Genomic DNA, 15,935 nt, shown 5'->3' on the forward strand with positions numbered 1-15,935 from the left:
TGGCCAATACAATAAAACTTTATCTAATGAAATTAAATTTGTCTACAATGAGCCACAGCTGTGTCGATTGGCGACAGGGATACCCACACGAGCCGAGGCGGCGCTGATGCGCGGGGTTGTTCTCGCCGGAACGGCGTCGAGCGTCGGGAAGACGGTCGCCACCCTCGCGGTGTGTCGGGCGCTTTCGCAGGCGGGCTACGCCGTCCAACCGGCGAAAGCCGGGCCGGACTTTATCGACCCGTCACACCACGCCACGCTTGGCGTCTCCTCGCGGACGCTCGATTCTTGGTTACAAGGTCGTTCAGGAATGCGCCGGAACTACGTGCGCGGGACGGGTGACATCTGCGTCGTCGAAGGCATGATGGGCCTTTACGACGGCGACACCTCGACCGCGCGGGTCGCAGCCGACCTCGTCTTGCCCGTCGTGCTCGTGGTAGACGCGAGCGCTGGGATGCAGAGCGTCGGTGCCACCGCTCTCGGGTTCAAGGAGTACGCCGCACAGGCTGGCACGTCGATTGACGTGGTCGGCATTCTCGCAACCCGTGCCCACCCCGGCCGCCACGTCGAGGGCATCCGAGACGCGCTTCCCGACTCCCTCGCGTTTCTCGGTTTCATCCCACCGCGAGACGACCTCACCATCCCCGAGCGCCACCTCGGGCTGTATCTTGGCGAGGAAGCGCCACTTTCTGCGGAGGCGCTCTCGGCGGCTGCAGACGGAATTCGTGTCGACGCACTGGCGGAGGTAGCCCGCGAACCAGCGTGGTACGAAGCAGAACACACGGCAGACGAACGAGCGCCAGCGCCAGACCCGTCAGAAGCCGCGCCAACGGTCGCAGTCGCCCGCGACCAGTCGTTTTGTTTCATCTACCCGGCGACGCTCGAACGCCTCCGCCAGCGGGCGACCGTGGTCACGTTCTCTCCCACGGACGGCGACCCGCTCCCTTCGTGCGACGGCGTCTATCTGCCCGGTGGCTATCCCGAGCGCCACGCCGCTGCGCTCGCAGAGAGTGACACGCTCTCTGCGCTCGCTGCACGGGCCACAGAGGGGCTTCCGATTTTCGGTGAGTGTGGCGGCTTCATGGCGCTCACCGAATCGCTCACGACGACCGACGGCACCACCCACGAGATGGCGGGCATCCTCCCCGCAGCCGTGACGATGCACGAGCGGTATCAGGCGCTCGACCACGTCGAGTTACGGGCGACCAAAGACACGCTGACGGCGAACCGAGGGGACACGCTCCGCGGCCACGAGTTTCACTACTCGGCCGCCACGCCCGCCGGCGACGCCCGATTTGCCTTCGACGTCGAACGTGGCACGGGCATCGATGGGAACGAGGGAATGACGGAGTATCAGACGCTCGGGACGTACGCACACGTTCACGCAGAAAGCGGCGCGTTCGACCGATTTCTCGATGCAGTGGGCACGCGTCAGTTTCGTAGCTGACGGCTCGTGGCCAGCGCAAGGAAGTTCCCGAGCATCTTGACCGCGTTCACGGCAGCAAACGACCGCTCGTTGTCGTCCCAGCCGAAGTCTCGCCTGATAGGCGAGAGCAACTCCTCAGTGAATTCTGGGTGGAACTGCACCGTCCAAACGGGTGCGTCGCGGTGGCGGGTACCGAAGTGCTCGTAGTAATCAGCAGAGGCAAGGGTCGCCATCCCCTCGCCGGGTTCGACGACGTAGTCGCCGTGGACGGCCGGAATAACGTCGTTCACACTCTCGAACAGCGGGTCGTCTGCGAGGTCGATGCGTTCGAGTTCCTTGTGCGTGCTGCGGTGTTCGACGCGCCCCCCGAGCGCTTCGTTGATAATTTGGTGGCCAAAGCAGATGCCGAGCGTCGGCATGTTCTTGGCAACGAGTTCGCGGATAAATCCCTTTTCTGCGTCCATCCACGGATGGTCGTCGGCCTCGTAAACGCCGGCAGTGCTGCCGCCGATGATGACCGCCTCTACGCCGTCGAGTGACGGTGTTCCACCGCGTGCGGGGTAATCGTACACGGTTACTTCCTCGTCGGGGAGGTGGGAGACGAGTGCCTCGCCGAAGTAGCGATAGGCCGGGTCAACCTCGTTTTCGAGGACGAGAATCATTGTCGGCAGTTTGCACCACCGTAAAATAAGCGTGCCCACCCGGGCGTTTATTCTTCACCCGCACCAACCGACAGCCATGGGATTGGACCTCGACACCACACAACTCGACCGTTACTCCAGACACATCATCATGGACGAAGTCGGGCCGGAGGGCCAACAGAGCCTGCTCGACTCGCGCGTCCTCGTCATTGGCGCAGGCGGCCTCGGCGCGCCGATTATCCAGTATCTCGCCGCCGCGGGCGTTGGCACACTCGGCATCGCAGACGACGACGTGGTCGAACGGAGCAACCTCCAGCGCCAAGTCATCCACGCGGACGCAGACATCGGGAAGCCAAAAGCAGAGAGTGCCGCCGAGTACGTTGCCCGCCTCAACCCCGACGTCACGGTCGAAACCCACGAACTGCGCGTCTCACCTGAAAACGTCGAGGAACTCATCGCAGACTACGATTTCGTCGTCGATGGCTCTGATAACTTCCAGACGCGCTATCTCGTGAACGACGCGTGTACGCTCGCGGGCAAACCGTTCTCCCACGGTGCAATTTATCGCTTCGAAGGGCAAGTGACGACCTTCTCAGGTACGGACGACTCGCCGTGTTACCGGTGTATCTTCCCCGAAGCACCACCCGCCGGGACGGTTCCAGACTGCGCGACGACGGGCGTTCTCGGCGTGCTCCCCGGTACTGTCGGGTGCATCCAAGCCACTGAGACGGTCAAGCACCTGATGGGCAAAGGCGAGACGCTCTCCGGTCGCCTGCTGTTCTACGATGCGATGGACATGACCTTCGAAGAGGTCACCATCCAGAAGAATCCCGGCTGCCCCGTCTGCGGCGACGACCCGGCCATCGAGTCCATCCACGACGTCGAGTACGCAGAAACCTGCTCAATTACCGCCGACTGAGACGATTTCCTGTACGAAGCCCTCGCCCGTCCACTCCCATGACCCGACGAAGGGCTTGCCGGAAAGCGAGACGATGACGTAGGAATACCCTCCCCACGTCGCCTGCGCTTCGTCGGTCGCACTCGGCTGCTGTGGGCCAGCAGGGTGTGAGTGGTAGAAGCCAACCACTGCAGCGCCACGTTCTTCGATTGCGTCCATCGCCGCGAGTTGTTGCTCCGGGTCGAGCGTGTAGCACGTCTCGCGGTGGGTGGCGACATTCGAGATGGGATGTATCGTCGTTACCTGCGCATGGCCGCCCTCTCGTTTCCCTTCGAGAAGCCCGCAAATCTCTTCGGGTGCACCCGTTTTCGCGTGGTTTACGAGCGCGTCGTAGCTTTCGGGGGTGAACTGTATCATTGGGTTGGCATGGCGCCTGAAAGGCCCGCAACGAAAGCGCGGTCTGGCTCGCCAAATTCGTCGGGATGGAGCACGCAGGCAAGCTGTTCGAGCGTGTCCACGAGGCGCGGCCCGGGACGGTTCACGAGATGGTGGCCGTCCATGACGGAGGCACGGTTTCCGGAGACGGCGGTGAGGTCGCACCAACCCGACTTCTCCGGAAGGATTTGTGCATCTTCCTGTGCCTGTGCTAAGCTAAATCCGCACGGTGCGGCGACGAGCACGTCCGGGTCGCAGGCGCGAATTTCCTGCCATTCGCGGGGCGTCGATTGGTCGCGGGGGGCTGCGAGTGGGTACGTCCCACCAGCGAGGTCGACGAGTTCTGGCATCCAGTGGCCCGCGACCATCACCGGCGAGAGCCAGTCGAGGACGGCGACTGAGGGTGTTGCTGGACACTCATTGGCCCGCCGTTCGACTGCCGCGACACGGGCTTTCAAGTCTGCGACGACTCGGGCTGCCGTCTGTTCTTTGCCGATTGTCTCGCCAAGATTCTGCAGGTCGCGGTACAAATCTGCGAGCGAATGGACGTCCGTCGTCACGAGTTCGGCGTCGAGTTCGAGGTCACGGACGGTGGCTGCGACGAGTTCGGTATCGACGGCACACACGTCACAGACGCCCTGCGTGAGGATGTAGTCGGGGTCGAGTTCACGGAGTTTCTCGCGGTCGAGTTCGTAGACGCTTCCGTGGGCTTCGAGCGCGGTCTGTACCTGTGCGTCGATGGTTTCGCTGTCTGCACTTGCATCGACACGAGAACGAACGACGCTCGGTTGGTCGCGCGCGGCGGGCGGAAAGTCGCATTCGTGGCTGACGCCGACGGGTTCTGCGCCGAGAGCGTAACAGAGTTCAGTGGCTGCGGGGAGCAACGAGACGATGCGCATGAGTCGCCTTTGCTGTGCGCGCTTGTAAACCATCCCCGAGACGGGCGGTTCAAGAGGCTCCCCGGCTTACCGCCGAGCATGCAGGTGACGACGAACGGCACGTTTCGCGTCCTCGAAAGTACGCGCGAGGAGCGCGAACTCCTCCTCCTCGACGTGGACTCCTACGACCCGACCTACGTGACGGTTGACGCGACCGTCGCCGACCTCAAACCGGGCTACACCATCGAGGCGACGGTCGAATGGGAGGATGGGACGCCCCGCGTGACGGACGTGTCCGTGCTCACAGAGACCCTGTTCGAGTTCGTAGACGGCGCGACCAACATCTTCGAGGCGGCCCAAGACACGTGGCAGGAGGGCGAATCCATGGGCGAGGGAATGAACTCGACGGTCACCTACAGCACCGACAACGAGCCAAACGGCGTCGTCTACACCTTCGCAAAACAGGCGGGCGAACGCGACATCTTCTCGGAGTTCCGCGACGGCATCACACCGCTCGAACCACTCGTAGAACGCTTAGAACAGCAGACTGCTCCGCCCTACGAGGTGTTCGTGCTCAATCCCGAAGTCGAACAGTTCGTCATCGTTTACCTCTGTCTCGACAAGGGCGGGATGCTCGCGGACACGGTTCGGGACACCTACGACTGCCCGCGGCGGTAGCGGATTTTATACCACCGGACGCCTTACGACACGCCAACACCCATGCAAGATTCATCCGACCGCAAGGCGCTCGAAAATCTCAGACTCCGTTTGCGCATTCTCTCGGGGGCGCACAAACTCGAAACCATCGAGTTCGCAGACGAATGGACAGAAGCGCAAGAGGGCGAAGCCCTCGGCAAGTCCATTGCGTACGGCAAAGCCGCAGACTTCGTCGCAGAAATCCTCGCAGGCGACTACGAATCACAGGACGTGACCGCCCTCATCGAAGACCTCCCCGAGGAGTGGAGCCTGAACCTGCTTCGCTACGCCGCCTACTCAGAACACGGCGAAGAAGAAGCGTCGCTCAAGTAATTTTCACCTTCCTTTAGAACCGCTGTGCGGTCTGTCGCGCCCGCGTCGATGCAACCGTGAGCACCGCGTGCAGGGCGTCGCGTTTGATGAGGCCAAAGCCGATGAAGATGGCGACGAATCCCGTCAGGGTCGTCGTCCCGATGACATGGCCAAGCAGGGCGAAACTCATCACGGTGGCGACGACGGGTTCTAAATAGCCAATCAGGTTGATTTCGATTGGCCCGAGGATGTCGAGCAGTTCGAAGTAGAGCAAGAACGCGACAACCCCCGAAATGAGCGTCAGGTAGACGAGCGACGTGACGGCGGGAAGCGTCCACTCGATGGCGGCAAACGACTCACCGCGGGCGAAACTGACAACGTGAAGGATACCAGACCCGACGAGCATCGCCCATCCTTCGAGCGTGGCGAGCGGGAGCGAGGTTTTGAACGGCCGGGTGAGCACCGACCCGAGGGCGAAACTCGCGCCGCCGAGGAAGACGAGGACGATGCCGAGCATGCCCGAAGAGAGCAGGTTGTTCGGGTTCGGGTCTGCGATGATGACGACACCGACGAGGCCCGCGAGCAGGCCAACCACCCCAAGCGGGCGCAGGCGTTCGTTCGGGAGCAGTGCGCTTGCGAACACGGCGGTCAGGATGGGCGAGAGGCTGATGATGACCGCGGCAATCGCGCCAGGGACGTGTTGTTCACCGAGATAGAGCAGGCCGTGATAGGCGGCGATGATGAAGACGCCCGTGATTGTGACGAGGAGCCATTCGGTTTTTGCCCGTGGCAGCCACTGGTCGGTGGTCCAGAGCGCGTAGCCGAGGATAATCAGCCCAGCGACGTCGTAGCGCAGGGCGGCGAACAGCAGTGGTGGAAACGCGTGGAGCCCCACTTCAATGGCGACGAAGGAGGTGCCCCAGAACGTCGCCAAGAGGGCGAACATTGCGAGGATGCGTTTGTTCATGATAGCTCTAGCAAAATGCTGGTCGTTCTTAAACTCTTCTACAAACAATTGGAATTGAGTTAGAGAAAAATTTGATAGAACTCGAAAATACTGATTTCTATGGGTAATTAATCCTGATAAATTGGGTGTGTGAGCCATCGTCTGGGATGGGGTAGATTCAACCCGCTTGCTCCCCTCGAGGTGGACAATGGACGAGCGCGATATTACGCTCTTAAAGGCAATTGCTGACTTAGAAACCGGGAGTCCAGAGAAACTGCACGAGGAAACGGGCATCCCCGTCTCGACGATTCACTACCGGCTGAACAAGTTAAAGGAAAACGGCGTCATCACGAACGACCTCTACGACCTCGATTTGGAGGCCCTCGGCCTTGGCGTCACCGTGCTCGCCGAAGTGCTCACCGACTACCACGGGCCACATCAGGACGTCGAAGAGAAAATTCTCGCTATCGAGGGCGTGACGAAGGCGTACTTCACGATGGGTGAGACCGACTTCATCGTCATCGCCCAGCTCTCTGATTCCGATAAGGTCGAGCGGCTCATCACGGATTTCGAGTCGTTAGAAGAAGTCGAACGCACGAACTCCACGTTCGTCATCTCGACGCTCCGCGACAGCAAGCGCGCGCTCGAAAGCTACACCTTAGAAACCCTCCTCGCGGAACTCGCAGAAGAGTAGGGAAATTATGTACCTGCCCGCACTCCGTCCGACCATGAGCGATGCCCTCGCAGACGCCCTCGAAACGCACCTGATGAGTTTCGGCGTGTACGTCACCGACGCGACGGTCACCGCAGACACCCTCGTCCTCGAATACGAGACAGTTGCGCCGGGAACCGGCGTCCCCCAACAGAGCGTTGGCCAGGTCATCACTGTCTACCGCGAACAAAGCAATGACCCACGCCGTATCGAGGCACGCGTCACGGACACCGACGGCGAACTCCGTGGGACATGGCACGTGGAGAAAGGCTGGCTCGAAGCGTTAGACGCAGAAGACCTCACGGAAGTCGGGTTCTCGAAGTACGTCCTGGACACCGTAGAGGACTGACGATGGATACGGTGGCAGTTCGACGCTTCCTGCTCGACACCCACGGCGAAACCATCGCGGAGACGCTTCAGTGCGCGGATGCCGTGAGCAAGGCGTGGGACGGTGAAACCGTGACCGACCGCGCCCAGGTCGTAAAACCGCTTCGCGCCTTGCTCACCAAACGTGGCGTACTCGAGCGCTACCCGACGATGCTTGCCGAAGCCGTCGAAGCCGGTGGTGAACGGATGCAAGCTTCCCCAGTCGCCGCACCACCCTACGTTATTGTGACCAGTACGGGGCCGGTATTGCGCGCGACACTCCCGGGTGGGCGACTTGTCATCCGCATTGAGGCGTTTGCGGTCGCTCGCCACGCGCTACCTTCCTATTCACGCACAAAAGCGTCGTCAGACGACGCGCTCTCAGTTGATTATAGATAAGTTTTGCGACTGTTCATTTCAGCTGATTGTCGCGCCTAATGACTGCATAATTATAGTGGTATGCCTGTAATAGCTGAATAACGGTCAGGGGAGATTTCAGTGTTTAATCGAGTAAAAACCGTGTTCACCGTCAACGACGACCCCGTGGTCTATGAGTGCAGAGAGTGTGGAACAACCGTCGAGTCTGCGTTTAGCGAATGTCCCTATTGTGGCGAAGCAGAAATCGCAAGACTGGAAGTTGAATAGCGGGTATCCGAACGCTTTATTCATCTGACGAGTGTTGGCTAATTCGGAATGGGTCCACCGGAACCACGCGAGGCGATGACTACCGTCGAAAAGCGGCGTGGGATCGTTTCTTGTCTCAGAGCGGAACCACACGACACGCGCGACCTCGTGGACGCGCTCGGTGCCTCTCGCTCCACCGTTTACAGGGGGACGCGCGAGCTTGAGGCGCTCAGACTCATCGAACAGGTAGACGGCTCCTATGCGCTCACGACGTTTGGGCGTGCGGTCGCTGAGTCCTATTTTTCGTTTTCCGACGACTTAGAAACGCTCTGTGACCTCCAGCCATCGCTTTCAGCGCTCCCGCGTGAGGTGGACATCCCGACGCACGTCCTCGCAGGCGCAGCAGTCGTCCACGCCACAGCCCACGACCCAGACCGCCCCGTCACCGCCTTCGAGCGCGTTGTGCGAAACGCAGACCGACTCATTGGCTTCTCGCCAATCCCACGGTCGCGCTATATCGACCTCTTTTCAGACGAACTGCTTGCAGGCACACTGGACGCGGATTTGGTGACCACCAGCGAGGTTGTAGAGTACATGCTCAGCGAATACGATGCGTTGCTCACGGACGTGTTCGCCGTCGAAAACTTCAGATTCTTTGCGACCACCGACCCCCTCCTCCTTGAACTCATGGTCGTAGAAGCGCCGCGTGAGTTCCTCACAGTTAGCCTCTACGACGAACAAAAACACATGCGAGCGTTCCTCACAAACGACGACTCAGCGGCCGTCTCGTGGGGACGTGCGCAGTTCGAACGCTACCGAGAAAACGCCACCCTCGTAAACGCCTAGTCGAGCGCGGCGAGGAGTTCGTCTGCGTGTCCCTCCGGCGACACCTTCTCGTAGGCGTCAACGATGGTTCCCTCCGGTCCGACAACGTACGTGTTGCGGAACACGCCGTCGAATGTCTTGCCGAACATGTTCTTCTCGCCGTAGGAATCGTACGCCCGCGCCACCTCACCGTCCTCGTCGCTCAGTAGTTGAATGGGCAGGTCGTACTTTGCTTCGAACTTTTTCAGGTCGGAAACGGGGTCGTCGCTGATGGCGAGCACCGCCACGTCCCGTTCTTCGTAGGCGTCCCACGCGTCGCGAAACCCGCACGCTTCGGTGGTACAACCGGGCGTGTCCGCCCGCGGGTAGAAGTAAACTACGACGTGCTTGCCTGCGTAGTCTGTGAGCGAAACGTCGTCGCCGTCTTGGTTTTGCAGCGTGAACCCGGGAGCTTCGTCACCGATTTCGAGCATATCGTTGCTTTGGGAGCCACGACATTATGTTGTCGGCTCGACGCCGAAGACGACGAAGTAGCCGGTTCCGAGGAGACCAATCACGGTCGCAATCGTGAACGCGACCGTCGGTGACTGGCTGTAAAGCAGCCCGCCAACCGCCGCGCCGGGCACGGTGAGTGCGTTTCTAAGCAAGTAGTACGCTCCGGTCACTCGCCCGCCAGCCCCGTTCTGTGCCGGGCCGACGATGAGCGCCTTGTGCGCGGGAAGCCCAGCGAACCGCAGCCCCGAAAAGGCGAACACGAGTGCCACGAGTGCGGCGTCTGCGGGCACGGAAATCAGGAGAATCGGAGTGAGCGCGTACACCGAAAACCCGGTGGCAACGACCGGTTTCAGCCCGCGACGGTCTGCCACCCACGCGCTCGGGAGCATCACAAGCAGGGCAACCGCCATCTCGACGGCGAGTAAGACGCCGAAGAAGGCTTCCGGGCGCAGCAAACCAATCACCGGCAGGGTTACGCTCACCTGTAATTGGTCAACCACGACGAGGACGAAAAACACGTGTACCATGCCGTTGGCAAATCGAACGAGCGTGTCCCCAACGAGGAGCGGACGCAACGGTTTCGGAAGCGATGCGAGGTCGTCGCGGACGGAACTCAGGCCGCTCCATGCCGTGCCAACCGTGTCGCCGGCGGGGTTGTAGAGGACGCGTTGGGCAATCGTGGCGAGCACGGCGAAGCCGATGGCGACGACGAGCACCGCCTGAAAGCCGTCGATGAAGCCGACGGTGACCGCGAAGATGGCCGTCGCAAACAGCGGGCCGAGCAGGAACCCGACGCGTCGAACGACTTCGGTGGCCGCAAAGCCACGGGCGAGGTGAGTCGCATCGACGCTCTGTTTGACGAGCGCGAACGTCGCCCCGAGACCGAGTGAATTCCACGCCTGGACGAGTACGAGGCCGACGAACAGCCACGCCCACGCCGGGAGTGGGCCGCCGAGGCCGGGCGCGAGAAACCAGACGATGAAGCCACCAACTGAGAGCACGCCGAACAGGGTGAGCGCGCGGCGCGTCCCGATGCGGTCAGAGATCGCTCCGCCCGGGTACGGATAGACCGCAGCAATAAACTGTTTAAAACTCCCGAACACGCCGATGACGCCAGCACCCGCGCCAAGCGCCTGTAAGTAGGCGGCGATGTAGCGGTCGGTCATCTGGTACGAAAGGCTGAACGCGAGCATCGCAATCGAAAGTACGAGTACGTCTCGTTCGAGGCCAGCAACCTCCCGGAGCGTCGCACGGACGCCGTCGCCTGCCATACGATAGGTCAGGCCGCGAGCACGATAGCGGTTTTCACGCTACTGGCGTTTTGTCTCGTCATCTACTTCGAGCCAGACGCGGTCGAACCACGCCGCCCGCCACCGCCAGCGAAGCCACTGGTGGACGGCGAGAATGGCGAAAAACGCCCCCACGACCAGGAGACTCAGGTCCATGCGAGAGAGAGGGGCTGAAACGCCCTAAAGCTAGCTTCTGAGACAGTTCAGGCGCGTCGCCACAACAGGAACGACACCACGAGCAGCGAGAGGACGGCCGTAAGCACCGTGAATCCCGGCAGGCCGACGTTCGTCGTCGTCTGCTCGTCGGTTGTGGTCTCCGCTTGTTCTGTCGTCGTGGTCTGCGCGGTGGTGGTCGTCTGCTCGCTGGCTTCGATGCCTTCGACGGTTATCGGCTCCGATTCGAGGCCGTCGGTCGTTGCCACGAGTTCGTGGTCGCCAGCACCTTCAATGGCCGTCACGAGGACACCTTGGTCGTTCGTCTCCCCGACGTTCTCGCCATCGAGCGTTATCGTTGCCCCTGAGACGAGGTCGCCGTACTCGTCAGTGACTTCAAGGCGTACGTTTTCACCGACGACAACGCGGCTCTGTGCGGCTTCGACGTGGAGCGACGGTTCGCGTCTGATGTTCACGTCGAACGTCCGCGAGCGCTCTGGGATGGTCACATCGACCGTGCGCTCGGTGTAGCCGTCTTTGGTAACGGTTGCGCTGATGGCGGTGTTCACCGGAATCTGGAGCGTCGCTTCGCCGTTTCCGAGCGTCGTGACCGTCGAACCACCGACCGTCACTCGCGCATCCTCGACGGGTCGTGCGGGGTCGAAATGGTCGTCTGCTACGACGAACTGGATGGTCACTGACCCGCGTTCCAGTTCGTACTCGCGGTTGATGTCACCGGTCACCGAAAGCGGTTCTGCTGCCGTGTAGTAACCCGCTTTGAACACACTGATGCGGTACTCACCGCGTTCGATGGTGTCCGTCTCGACCATACCGTCGCTGTCGGTGTTTGCACGCACGACCTCACGGCCGTTTTGGGACATGATGATGCGTGCCCCTTCTATGGGGCCGTTTTCGTCGACGACGCTGATGTCAGCAGACCCCTTTTTGGCCACGTCGATGGTGACCTCCTGGGCGCTCACATCTTCGATGACGAACGGCCGGTTTCGAATATAATCAGGGTGGGACACGGTGATGGTGACGGTTTCGTCTTCGGGAACGTCGAGGAACGCTTTGCCGTTTCCGGCGGTCGTTCGTGTGGTCTCTCCGCCGTCCCACGACGCGGTTAGCTCCGCGTCACCGACTGGGTTGCCCGAGGCATCGACGACACTCACGGTGAGCGTCACGGTTTCTTGTGCGGCGACTGGCCCTGCGACAACGGAAAAAAGCATGGCGAGGGCGATAATATACGCACGAATTCTCATAGGGTTACCTTCATGTCCGAAGAATATAAATCTCTGTTATACTGTCGCATCCTCAGACTGTACGGGTGCTGTCGGCTGAATTTCGACCTATACAGCGCCGTAGAAAACGTAGCTTTTTCGCCATCTGTTTGTGGGCAAAGAGGTGTCTGACGCAACTATAACTCGTCTTTTGCGTCTCGGAACAGCCCATCGAGGATTTCCGGCGTCGTCGGGTGGTACGCCCGGTCTGGGAGCGACCGTACGTCCATCTCGTTCGCCACGGCAACCTGCATCGTCTTCGCCATCACATCCGCGTGATAGTGCAGTCCCTGATATCCGAGGACGGTTCCATCACGGGCGCAGACGAGCGTCGCGGTTCCTTCCGGGTGATTTTTCGTCTTGAACACGCCGTCGCTCGACGCCTCGCGGGTGACCGAAACCGGATCGAAACCTGCCTCACGTGCCGATGCTTCGGTGTGGCCCACCCGAGCGTACGGATAGACGCCGAGTCCCGAGAAGATAACGAGATGGCGGTAGTTCTCGTAGGGTTCGACCGACTCGCCCGCGATGTCCGCGAGAATGTTGGCTGCGGCTTTGAAGCCCTGCTCTTTGGCGACGTGCAACAGCGGCTCTTTGCCGTTCACATCGCCCACGACGTAGGTTCGCTCGTCTGCGGCCGCCTGCATCGTGTCGCGCACCCAGCCGCGTTCGGCCGTGAGACGCGTGTTTTCGAGACCGAGGCCGTCCACGTTCGGACGGCGCCCCGTGAACACGAACAGGTCGTCGGCTTCGATGACTTCCTCCTCGCCGTCGCGCTCGACGGTCAGCCGAACGCCCGAATCCGTCTGTTCGACCGCCTGTTCGCGGGTGTGGGTCAGAATTTCGATGTCGAACTGGTCGCGATACAGGTCGAGAATCCAGTCGCCGTATTCTTTCGGCGCAGCGTCGAGCGGGCGGGCGTCGTGTTCGATGACGGTGACGGAGACGCCACACTCGCTCAGGTACGGTGCGAGTTCGAGGCCGATGACGCCAAAGCCCATCACGATGCCCGAGTCGGGGAGCGAGGTTGCATCGAGCACGTCGTCGCTCGTCCAGAAGTCCACTTCGTCGATGCCGTCGATGTCGGGCACGTTGACGGTTGAACCGGTCGCGATGACCAGATAGTCGGGTTCGATGGTTCTGTCGCCGACTTCGAGGACGCGGTCTGCGACGAGGGTCGCGGTGTCGTGGATGAACTCGACGGTGTCGCGCTCAGCAAGCCGACTGACGGCCGCCCGGCGGTGTTTGGCGAAGTTCGAGATGTGCTCGTCTTTGGTTTCGACCACCCGGTCGAGGTTTACCTCGGGCACGCCAGAAAGCCGGTCGTCGTGGCGGGCTTGAAAGCGGTGGGCCGCCGCAGATAGCACTTCTTTCGAGGGCATACAGCCGCGCAGAATGCAGAGGCCGCCGCCGGGTTCGCCGTCGTCGATGAGCGTGAGTTCCACGTCCTCGTCTGCGAGCGACTGGGCAACGGCGACCCCGGCGCTCCCGTACGCGCCGATGATTGCGACGTGCGTCATATCCTACCTGTGGCAAGCGACGTGGTTAGTCGTTTGGCCCGGTCATTCGGTGCGCCGACCCGCGTGGCCCGGGTAGTCGCGCTCGAAGCGCGATTCGATTTCCTCGCGCGAAAACTCGATGATGACGGGCCGCCCGTGGGGACAGGCGTACGGATTCTCACAGGCGTCGAGCGCAGCGAGCAGGTCGACCACCGACCCCTCTGTGAGCGAGGTATTGCCCGTAACCGATGGATAGCACGCCAAGTCACCGAGCAGGTGGTCGCGGACGGCATCGACCGTCTCTGCGGGGCGCTCTGAGGAGACGAACTCAGAGAGGATGTCCCGAAGTAGTGACGGGTCTGCGGCCCCCGCTACCACCGCTGGAACCGCGGTCAACTCGACCACTCGCTCTGCTTTGAGCGTGGCGTCAAATCCAAGGTCGGAAAGCGCATCTCGGTACGCTGCGAACAATTCGGCTTCACGCGCGGTGAGTTCGAGCGAGACAGGCGTGGCGAGTTCTTGGGCGGGTACGTCGCCCAAAAACTGGGTTTTCAATCGTTCGTAGTTCACGCGTTCGTCCGCGGCGTGCTGGTCTACGAGCACCATCCCGTCCGACGTTTCCGCGACGATGTAGGTGTCAGAAAGCTGGCCGAGCACTCGCAACGACGGCAACCGGTCGTACTCGGTTTCCTCGTTCGTGGGTTCGCCGGTCAGCGTTTGCTGTTCTGGCTGGGCGCGGAACTTACGGCTTGGCTCCGGTTCGTTTGCGTGCGGTTTCGACGGTTCTGGCTCCGGCGTGGTCGGTGGCTGGTTCGCGTTTTCGTCTGTTTCAGACGGCTGCGCAGTCGGTGGCCGTGACGCCGCTGCAGGTCTTGACCGCCGTCGTCGCTCGGGGCGTGAGCCTGTTCGATTTCGCGTGCGTCTCCGGGTTGCGGGATGCGAAATCGACGTGTTCGGGTCGGTGGTTGCGTCGGTCGAAGTCTCGTCGGCTGATTCCTCACCACTCCTCTCGGGCACGATTTCGGTCTGTTCGGGCGCAGACTGACCGCGTGGGGCCGACGTTCTGACCAGTCCTTCGCGCATGAGTGCACCTTCGACGGCGTGTTTCACTTGGTCGTGAACCGCCGCGTCGTCACCGAAGCGAACCTCCATCTTGCGCGGATGGACGTTCACGTCCACGGTTTCTGCGGGCACGTCGAGAAACAGCACCGCGAACGGGTACCGGTCGGGGGCAATCTGCGAACCGTAGGCTTCGACCACCGCGTCGCGGACGGGTTTCGAGGTGACGTAGCGGCCGTTGACGTAGGTCGAGACGTACTCCGAACTGCTTCGGGTGGTCTCGGGGTGGCTTACGACACCAGAGAGGTCAGCAAGGGGGCCGGGTGGCACCTGCTCGACCGCCATCATGGATTTCGCCACCTCGCGGCCGTACACCGAGAGAATCGTGGCTTCGAGCGACCCCTGCCCGGTGGTCGAAAACACCTCGCGGTCGTTGTGGATGAGCGTCACCGCAATGTCGGGGTTTGCGAGGGCGTACTGGGTGACGACGGTGTTGACGTGGGCGAACTCCGTCCCGTCTTGCTTGAGGTACTTCTTCCGAGCGGGTGTGTTGAAAAACAGGGCATCGACTTCGATGGTTGTCCCGGCTGGACACCCGGCGGGTTTGACGTGTGAAACGCTCCCACCCTCGTAGTGAAGTTCCGTGCCGGTGTCGCCGCCGCGCGGTTTCGTGCGGATGGTCAGCCGCGAAACCGCGCCGATGACGTGGAGGGCTTCGCCGCGAAAGCCGAGCGTGCCAATCCCGGCTTCTAAGTCCTCGATGTCACGAATCTTGCTCGTGGTGTGTTTTTGGACGGCCAGCGCTACATCGTCGCGGCTCATTCCGACGCCATCGTCGGTGATTTTGATGCCGTCTTTGCCGCCGCGCTCGACTGCCACGGTGATGCGCGTGGCGTCCGCGTCGATGCTGTTCTCGACCAGTTCCTTCACCACGGATGCCGGGCGTTCGACGACCTCTCCCGCCGCGATTCGCTCGATTGTGGTCGCATCGAGTTGGTGGATTTCGGGCCGGTCGCTCATCGTCCCTCCGCACGTGTGGTGACTGTTCGAGAGAGCGTGTTGCAACAGTCGGTCATTGCCCACACCGACGGGGCACCACCCTATCAATCCGGTGTTGCGTCACCAATACTGACTGAATGTTCAATCAGGTTTATTAGGTGGTACGCCTACTCTCCTGCTATGGGTCAAACTCCTTCGGTGGATGAAACACTGACCGTCTTGGTCGGAAAGAGCGGTGGCCGACTCCATCTCTCGGTCGATGGCGTGGCACGCTGTGCGATGTCCGGCGACTTTTCGGAAAAACCGCTGTCAGTCTACCCACCTGCCCACCGTGAGTGGTGCCAGACCTGTCTCTCGCTCTGGCGACGCTCGGGCGCGTTTGCCCACGGCGATGCCGACTGACCG

General features: G+C 61.4%; 19 protein-coding genes. 9 read left to right on the forward strand and 10 right to left on the reverse strand.

The window, feature by feature from the left end:
• Window positions 1-106: 106 nt before the first annotated feature.
• Window positions 107-1,444, forward strand: a complete 1,338-nt coding sequence (locus tag V5N47_RS09960; protein ID WP_338727224.1) for a cobyrinic acid a,c-diamide synthase — start codon at window positions 107-109, stop codon at window positions 1,442-1,444.
• Here V5N47_RS09960 and V5N47_RS09965 read toward each other — a convergent pair.
• Window positions 1,429-2,085, reverse strand: coding sequence for a type 1 glutamine amidotransferase (locus V5N47_RS09965; RefSeq protein ID WP_338727225.1), 657 nt, complete (start codon window positions 2,083-2,085; stop codon window positions 1,429-1,431). The two genes, V5N47_RS09960 and V5N47_RS09965, sit on opposite strands and share 16 nt — an antisense overlap.
• A 76-nt stretch (window positions 2,086-2,161) precedes the next feature.
• Between V5N47_RS09965 and moeB the strand changes: the two genes are divergently transcribed.
• Complete coding sequence (moeB, locus tag V5N47_RS09970) at window positions 2,162-2,983, forward strand: molybdopterin-synthase adenylyltransferase MoeB (RefSeq protein ID WP_338727226.1); 822 nt, start codon at window positions 2,162-2,164, stop codon at window positions 2,981-2,983.
• Here the strand turns inward: moeB and V5N47_RS09975 are convergent.
• The gene (locus V5N47_RS09975) at window positions 2,966-3,379 is read right to left on the reverse strand and encodes a desampylase (RefSeq protein WP_338727227.1); all 414 of its coding nucleotides are present in this window, start codon (window positions 3,377-3,379) and stop codon (window positions 2,966-2,968) included. The two genes, moeB and V5N47_RS09975, sit on opposite strands and share 18 nt — an antisense overlap.
• Complete coding sequence (locus V5N47_RS09980; protein WP_338727228.1) at window positions 3,376-4,296, reverse strand: ABC transporter substrate-binding protein; 921 nt, start codon at window positions 4,294-4,296, stop codon at window positions 3,376-3,378. Before V5N47_RS09980 ends, V5N47_RS09975 begins: the two co-directional genes overlap by 4 nt.
• Window positions 4,297-4,374: 78 nt before the next feature.
• Here V5N47_RS09980 and V5N47_RS09985 point away from each other — a divergent pair, with 78 nt between their 5' ends.
• Both V5N47_RS09985 and V5N47_RS09990 read left to right on the forward strand, forming a co-directional pair.
• Window positions 4,375-4,953, forward strand: a complete 579-nt coding sequence (locus V5N47_RS09985; protein ID WP_338727229.1) for a DUF6663 family protein — start codon at window positions 4,375-4,377, stop codon at window positions 4,951-4,953.
• Between the two features lie 42 nt (window positions 4,954-4,995).
• On the forward strand, window positions 4,996-5,304 hold the full coding sequence (locus V5N47_RS09990) for a hypothetical protein (protein ID WP_338727230.1): 309 nt from the start codon (window positions 4,996-4,998) through the stop codon (window positions 5,302-5,304).
• Window positions 5,305-5,317: 13 nt separating this feature from the next.
• Here the strand turns inward: V5N47_RS09990 and V5N47_RS09995 are convergent, their stop codons facing one another.
• Window positions 5,318-6,250 carry an EamA family transporter gene (locus V5N47_RS09995; RefSeq protein ID WP_338727232.1) on the reverse strand — a complete coding sequence of 311 codons (933 nt, stop codon included), beginning with the start codon at window positions 6,248-6,250 and terminating at the stop codon, window positions 5,318-5,320.
• 187 nt (window positions 6,251-6,437) lie between these two features.
• Between V5N47_RS09995 and V5N47_RS10000 the strand changes: the two genes are divergently transcribed.
• The 4 genes from V5N47_RS10000 to V5N47_RS10015 all read left to right on the forward strand — a co-directional run bounded on the left by V5N47_RS10000 (window position 6,438) and on the right by V5N47_RS10015 (window position 8,777).
• Window positions 6,438-6,923, forward strand: a complete 486-nt coding sequence (locus V5N47_RS10000; RefSeq protein ID WP_338727233.1) for an Lrp/AsnC ligand binding domain-containing protein — start codon at window positions 6,438-6,440, stop codon at window positions 6,921-6,923.
• A gap of 34 nt (window positions 6,924-6,957) precedes the next feature.
• The gene (locus tag V5N47_RS10005) at window positions 6,958-7,290 is read left to right on the forward strand and encodes a hypothetical protein (protein ID WP_338727234.1); all 333 of its coding nucleotides are present in this window, start codon (window positions 6,958-6,960) and stop codon (window positions 7,288-7,290) included.
• A gap of 2 nt (window positions 7,291-7,292) precedes the next feature.
• On the forward strand, window positions 7,293-7,706 hold the full coding sequence (locus V5N47_RS10010) for a hypothetical protein (RefSeq protein WP_338727236.1): 414 nt from the start codon (window positions 7,293-7,295) through the stop codon (window positions 7,704-7,706).
• A gap of 294 nt (window positions 7,707-8,000) precedes the next feature.
• On the forward strand, window positions 8,001-8,777 hold the full coding sequence (locus V5N47_RS10015) for a helix-turn-helix domain-containing protein (protein WP_338727237.1): 777 nt from the start codon (window positions 8,001-8,003) through the stop codon (window positions 8,775-8,777).
• Here the strand turns inward: V5N47_RS10015 and bcp are convergent.
• The 6 genes from bcp to mutL all read right to left on the reverse strand — a co-directional run bounded on the left by bcp (window position 8,774) and on the right by mutL (window position 15,551).
• Window positions 8,774-9,229, reverse strand: a complete 456-nt coding sequence (bcp, locus tag V5N47_RS10020; protein ID WP_338727238.1) for a thioredoxin-dependent thiol peroxidase — start codon at window positions 9,227-9,229, stop codon at window positions 8,774-8,776. The genes V5N47_RS10015 and bcp overlap by 4 nt on opposite strands.
• Before the next feature lie 24 nt (window positions 9,230-9,253).
• The gene (locus V5N47_RS10025) at window positions 9,254-10,522 is read right to left on the reverse strand and encodes an MFS transporter (protein ID WP_338727239.1); all 1,269 of its coding nucleotides are present in this window, start codon (window positions 10,520-10,522) and stop codon (window positions 9,254-9,256) included.
• Window positions 10,523-10,561: 39 nt separating this feature from the next.
• A complete protein-coding gene (locus tag V5N47_RS10030; protein WP_338727240.1) occupies window positions 10,562-10,696 on the reverse strand; it encodes a hypothetical protein in 135 nt (44 codons plus the stop codon).
• A gap of 47 nt (window positions 10,697-10,743) precedes the next feature.
• Window positions 10,744-11,955 carry a carboxypeptidase-like regulatory domain-containing protein gene (locus V5N47_RS10035; RefSeq protein ID WP_338727241.1) on the reverse strand — a complete coding sequence of 404 codons (1,212 nt, stop codon included), beginning with the start codon at window positions 11,953-11,955 and terminating at the stop codon, window positions 10,744-10,746.
• 155 nt (window positions 11,956-12,110) lie between these two features.
• Complete coding sequence (locus V5N47_RS10040; RefSeq protein ID WP_338727242.1) at window positions 12,111-13,493, reverse strand: NAD(P)/FAD-dependent oxidoreductase; 1,383 nt, start codon at window positions 13,491-13,493, stop codon at window positions 12,111-12,113.
• Between the two features lie 42 nt (window positions 13,494-13,535).
• Window positions 13,536-15,551 (reverse strand): DNA mismatch repair endonuclease MutL, encoded by a 2,016-nt coding sequence (gene mutL, locus V5N47_RS10045; protein ID WP_338727243.1) that lies wholly within the window; start codon window positions 15,549-15,551, stop codon window positions 13,536-13,538.
• A 159-nt stretch (window positions 15,552-15,710) separates the two neighbouring features.
• On the opposite strand from mutL, the gene V5N47_RS10050 reads away from it, so the two are divergent.
• The gene (locus V5N47_RS10050) at window positions 15,711-15,932 is read left to right on the forward strand and encodes a hypothetical protein (RefSeq protein WP_338727244.1); all 222 of its coding nucleotides are present in this window, start codon (window positions 15,711-15,713) and stop codon (window positions 15,930-15,932) included.
• The last annotated feature ends 3 nt before the right edge of the window (window positions 15,933-15,935 follow it).

This window comes from Haladaptatus sp. DJG-WS-42 (assembly GCF_037198285.1).
Taxonomy (GTDB): Archaea; Halobacteriota; Halobacteria; order Halobacteriales; family Halococcaceae; genus QDMS2.

What these genes read in the sequence shown, in the direction of transcription:
- V5N47_RS09975 (WP_338727227.1), bottom strand. Translation starts at nt 3,379, where the DNA reads ATGATACAGTTCACCCCCGAAAGCTACGACGCGCTCGTAAACCACGCG.
- V5N47_RS09985 (WP_338727229.1), top strand. Translation starts at nt 4,375, where the DNA reads ATGCAGGTGACGACGAACGGCACGTTTCGCGTCCTCGAAAGTACGCGC.
- V5N47_RS09995 (WP_338727232.1), bottom strand. Translation starts at nt 6,250, where the DNA reads ATGAACAAACGCATCCTCGCAATGTTCGCCCTCTTGGCGACGTTCTGG.
- mutL (WP_338727243.1), bottom strand. Translation starts at nt 15,551, where the DNA reads ATGAGCGACCGGCCCGAAATCCACCAACTCGATGCGACCACAATCGAG.
- V5N47_RS10030 (WP_338727240.1), bottom strand. Translation starts at nt 10,696, where the DNA reads ATGGACCTGAGTCTCCTGGTCGTGGGGGCGTTTTTCGCCATTCTCGCC.
- V5N47_RS09960 (WP_338727224.1), top strand. Translation starts at nt 107, where the DNA reads ATGCGCGGGGTTGTTCTCGCCGGAACGGCGTCGAGCGTCGGGAAGACG.
- V5N47_RS10040 (WP_338727242.1), bottom strand. Translation starts at nt 13,493, where the DNA reads ATGACGCACGTCGCAATCATCGGCGCGTACGGGAGCGCCGGGGTCGCC.
- V5N47_RS09965 (WP_338727225.1), bottom strand. Translation starts at nt 2,085, where the DNA reads ATGATTCTCGTCCTCGAAAACGAGGTTGACCCGGCCTATCGCTACTTC.
- V5N47_RS09980 (WP_338727228.1), bottom strand. Translation starts at nt 4,296, where the DNA reads ATGCGCATCGTCTCGTTGCTCCCCGCAGCCACTGAACTCTGTTACGCT.
- bcp (WP_338727238.1), bottom strand. Translation starts at nt 9,229, where the DNA reads ATGCTCGAAATCGGTGACGAAGCTCCCGGGTTCACGCTGCAAAACCAA.
- V5N47_RS09990 (WP_338727230.1), top strand. Translation starts at nt 4,996, where the DNA reads ATGCAAGATTCATCCGACCGCAAGGCGCTCGAAAATCTCAGACTCCGT.
- V5N47_RS10000 (WP_338727233.1), top strand. Translation starts at nt 6,438, where the DNA reads ATGGACGAGCGCGATATTACGCTCTTAAAGGCAATTGCTGACTTAGAA.
- V5N47_RS10010 (WP_338727236.1), top strand. Translation starts at nt 7,293, where the DNA reads ATGGATACGGTGGCAGTTCGACGCTTCCTGCTCGACACCCACGGCGAA.
- V5N47_RS10050 (WP_338727244.1), top strand. Translation starts at nt 15,711, where the DNA reads ATGGGTCAAACTCCTTCGGTGGATGAAACACTGACCGTCTTGGTCGGA.
- V5N47_RS10005 (WP_338727234.1), top strand. Translation starts at nt 6,958, where the DNA reads ATGAGCGATGCCCTCGCAGACGCCCTCGAAACGCACCTGATGAGTTTC.
- V5N47_RS10035 (WP_338727241.1), bottom strand. Translation starts at nt 11,955, where the DNA reads ATGAGAATTCGTGCGTATATTATCGCCCTCGCCATGCTTTTTTCCGTT.
- V5N47_RS10015 (WP_338727237.1), top strand. Translation starts at nt 8,001, where the DNA reads ATGGGTCCACCGGAACCACGCGAGGCGATGACTACCGTCGAAAAGCGG.
- moeB (WP_338727226.1), top strand. Translation starts at nt 2,162, where the DNA reads ATGGGATTGGACCTCGACACCACACAACTCGACCGTTACTCCAGACAC.
- V5N47_RS10025 (WP_338727239.1), bottom strand. Translation starts at nt 10,522, where the DNA reads ATGGCAGGCGACGGCGTCCGTGCGACGCTCCGGGAGGTTGCTGGCCTC.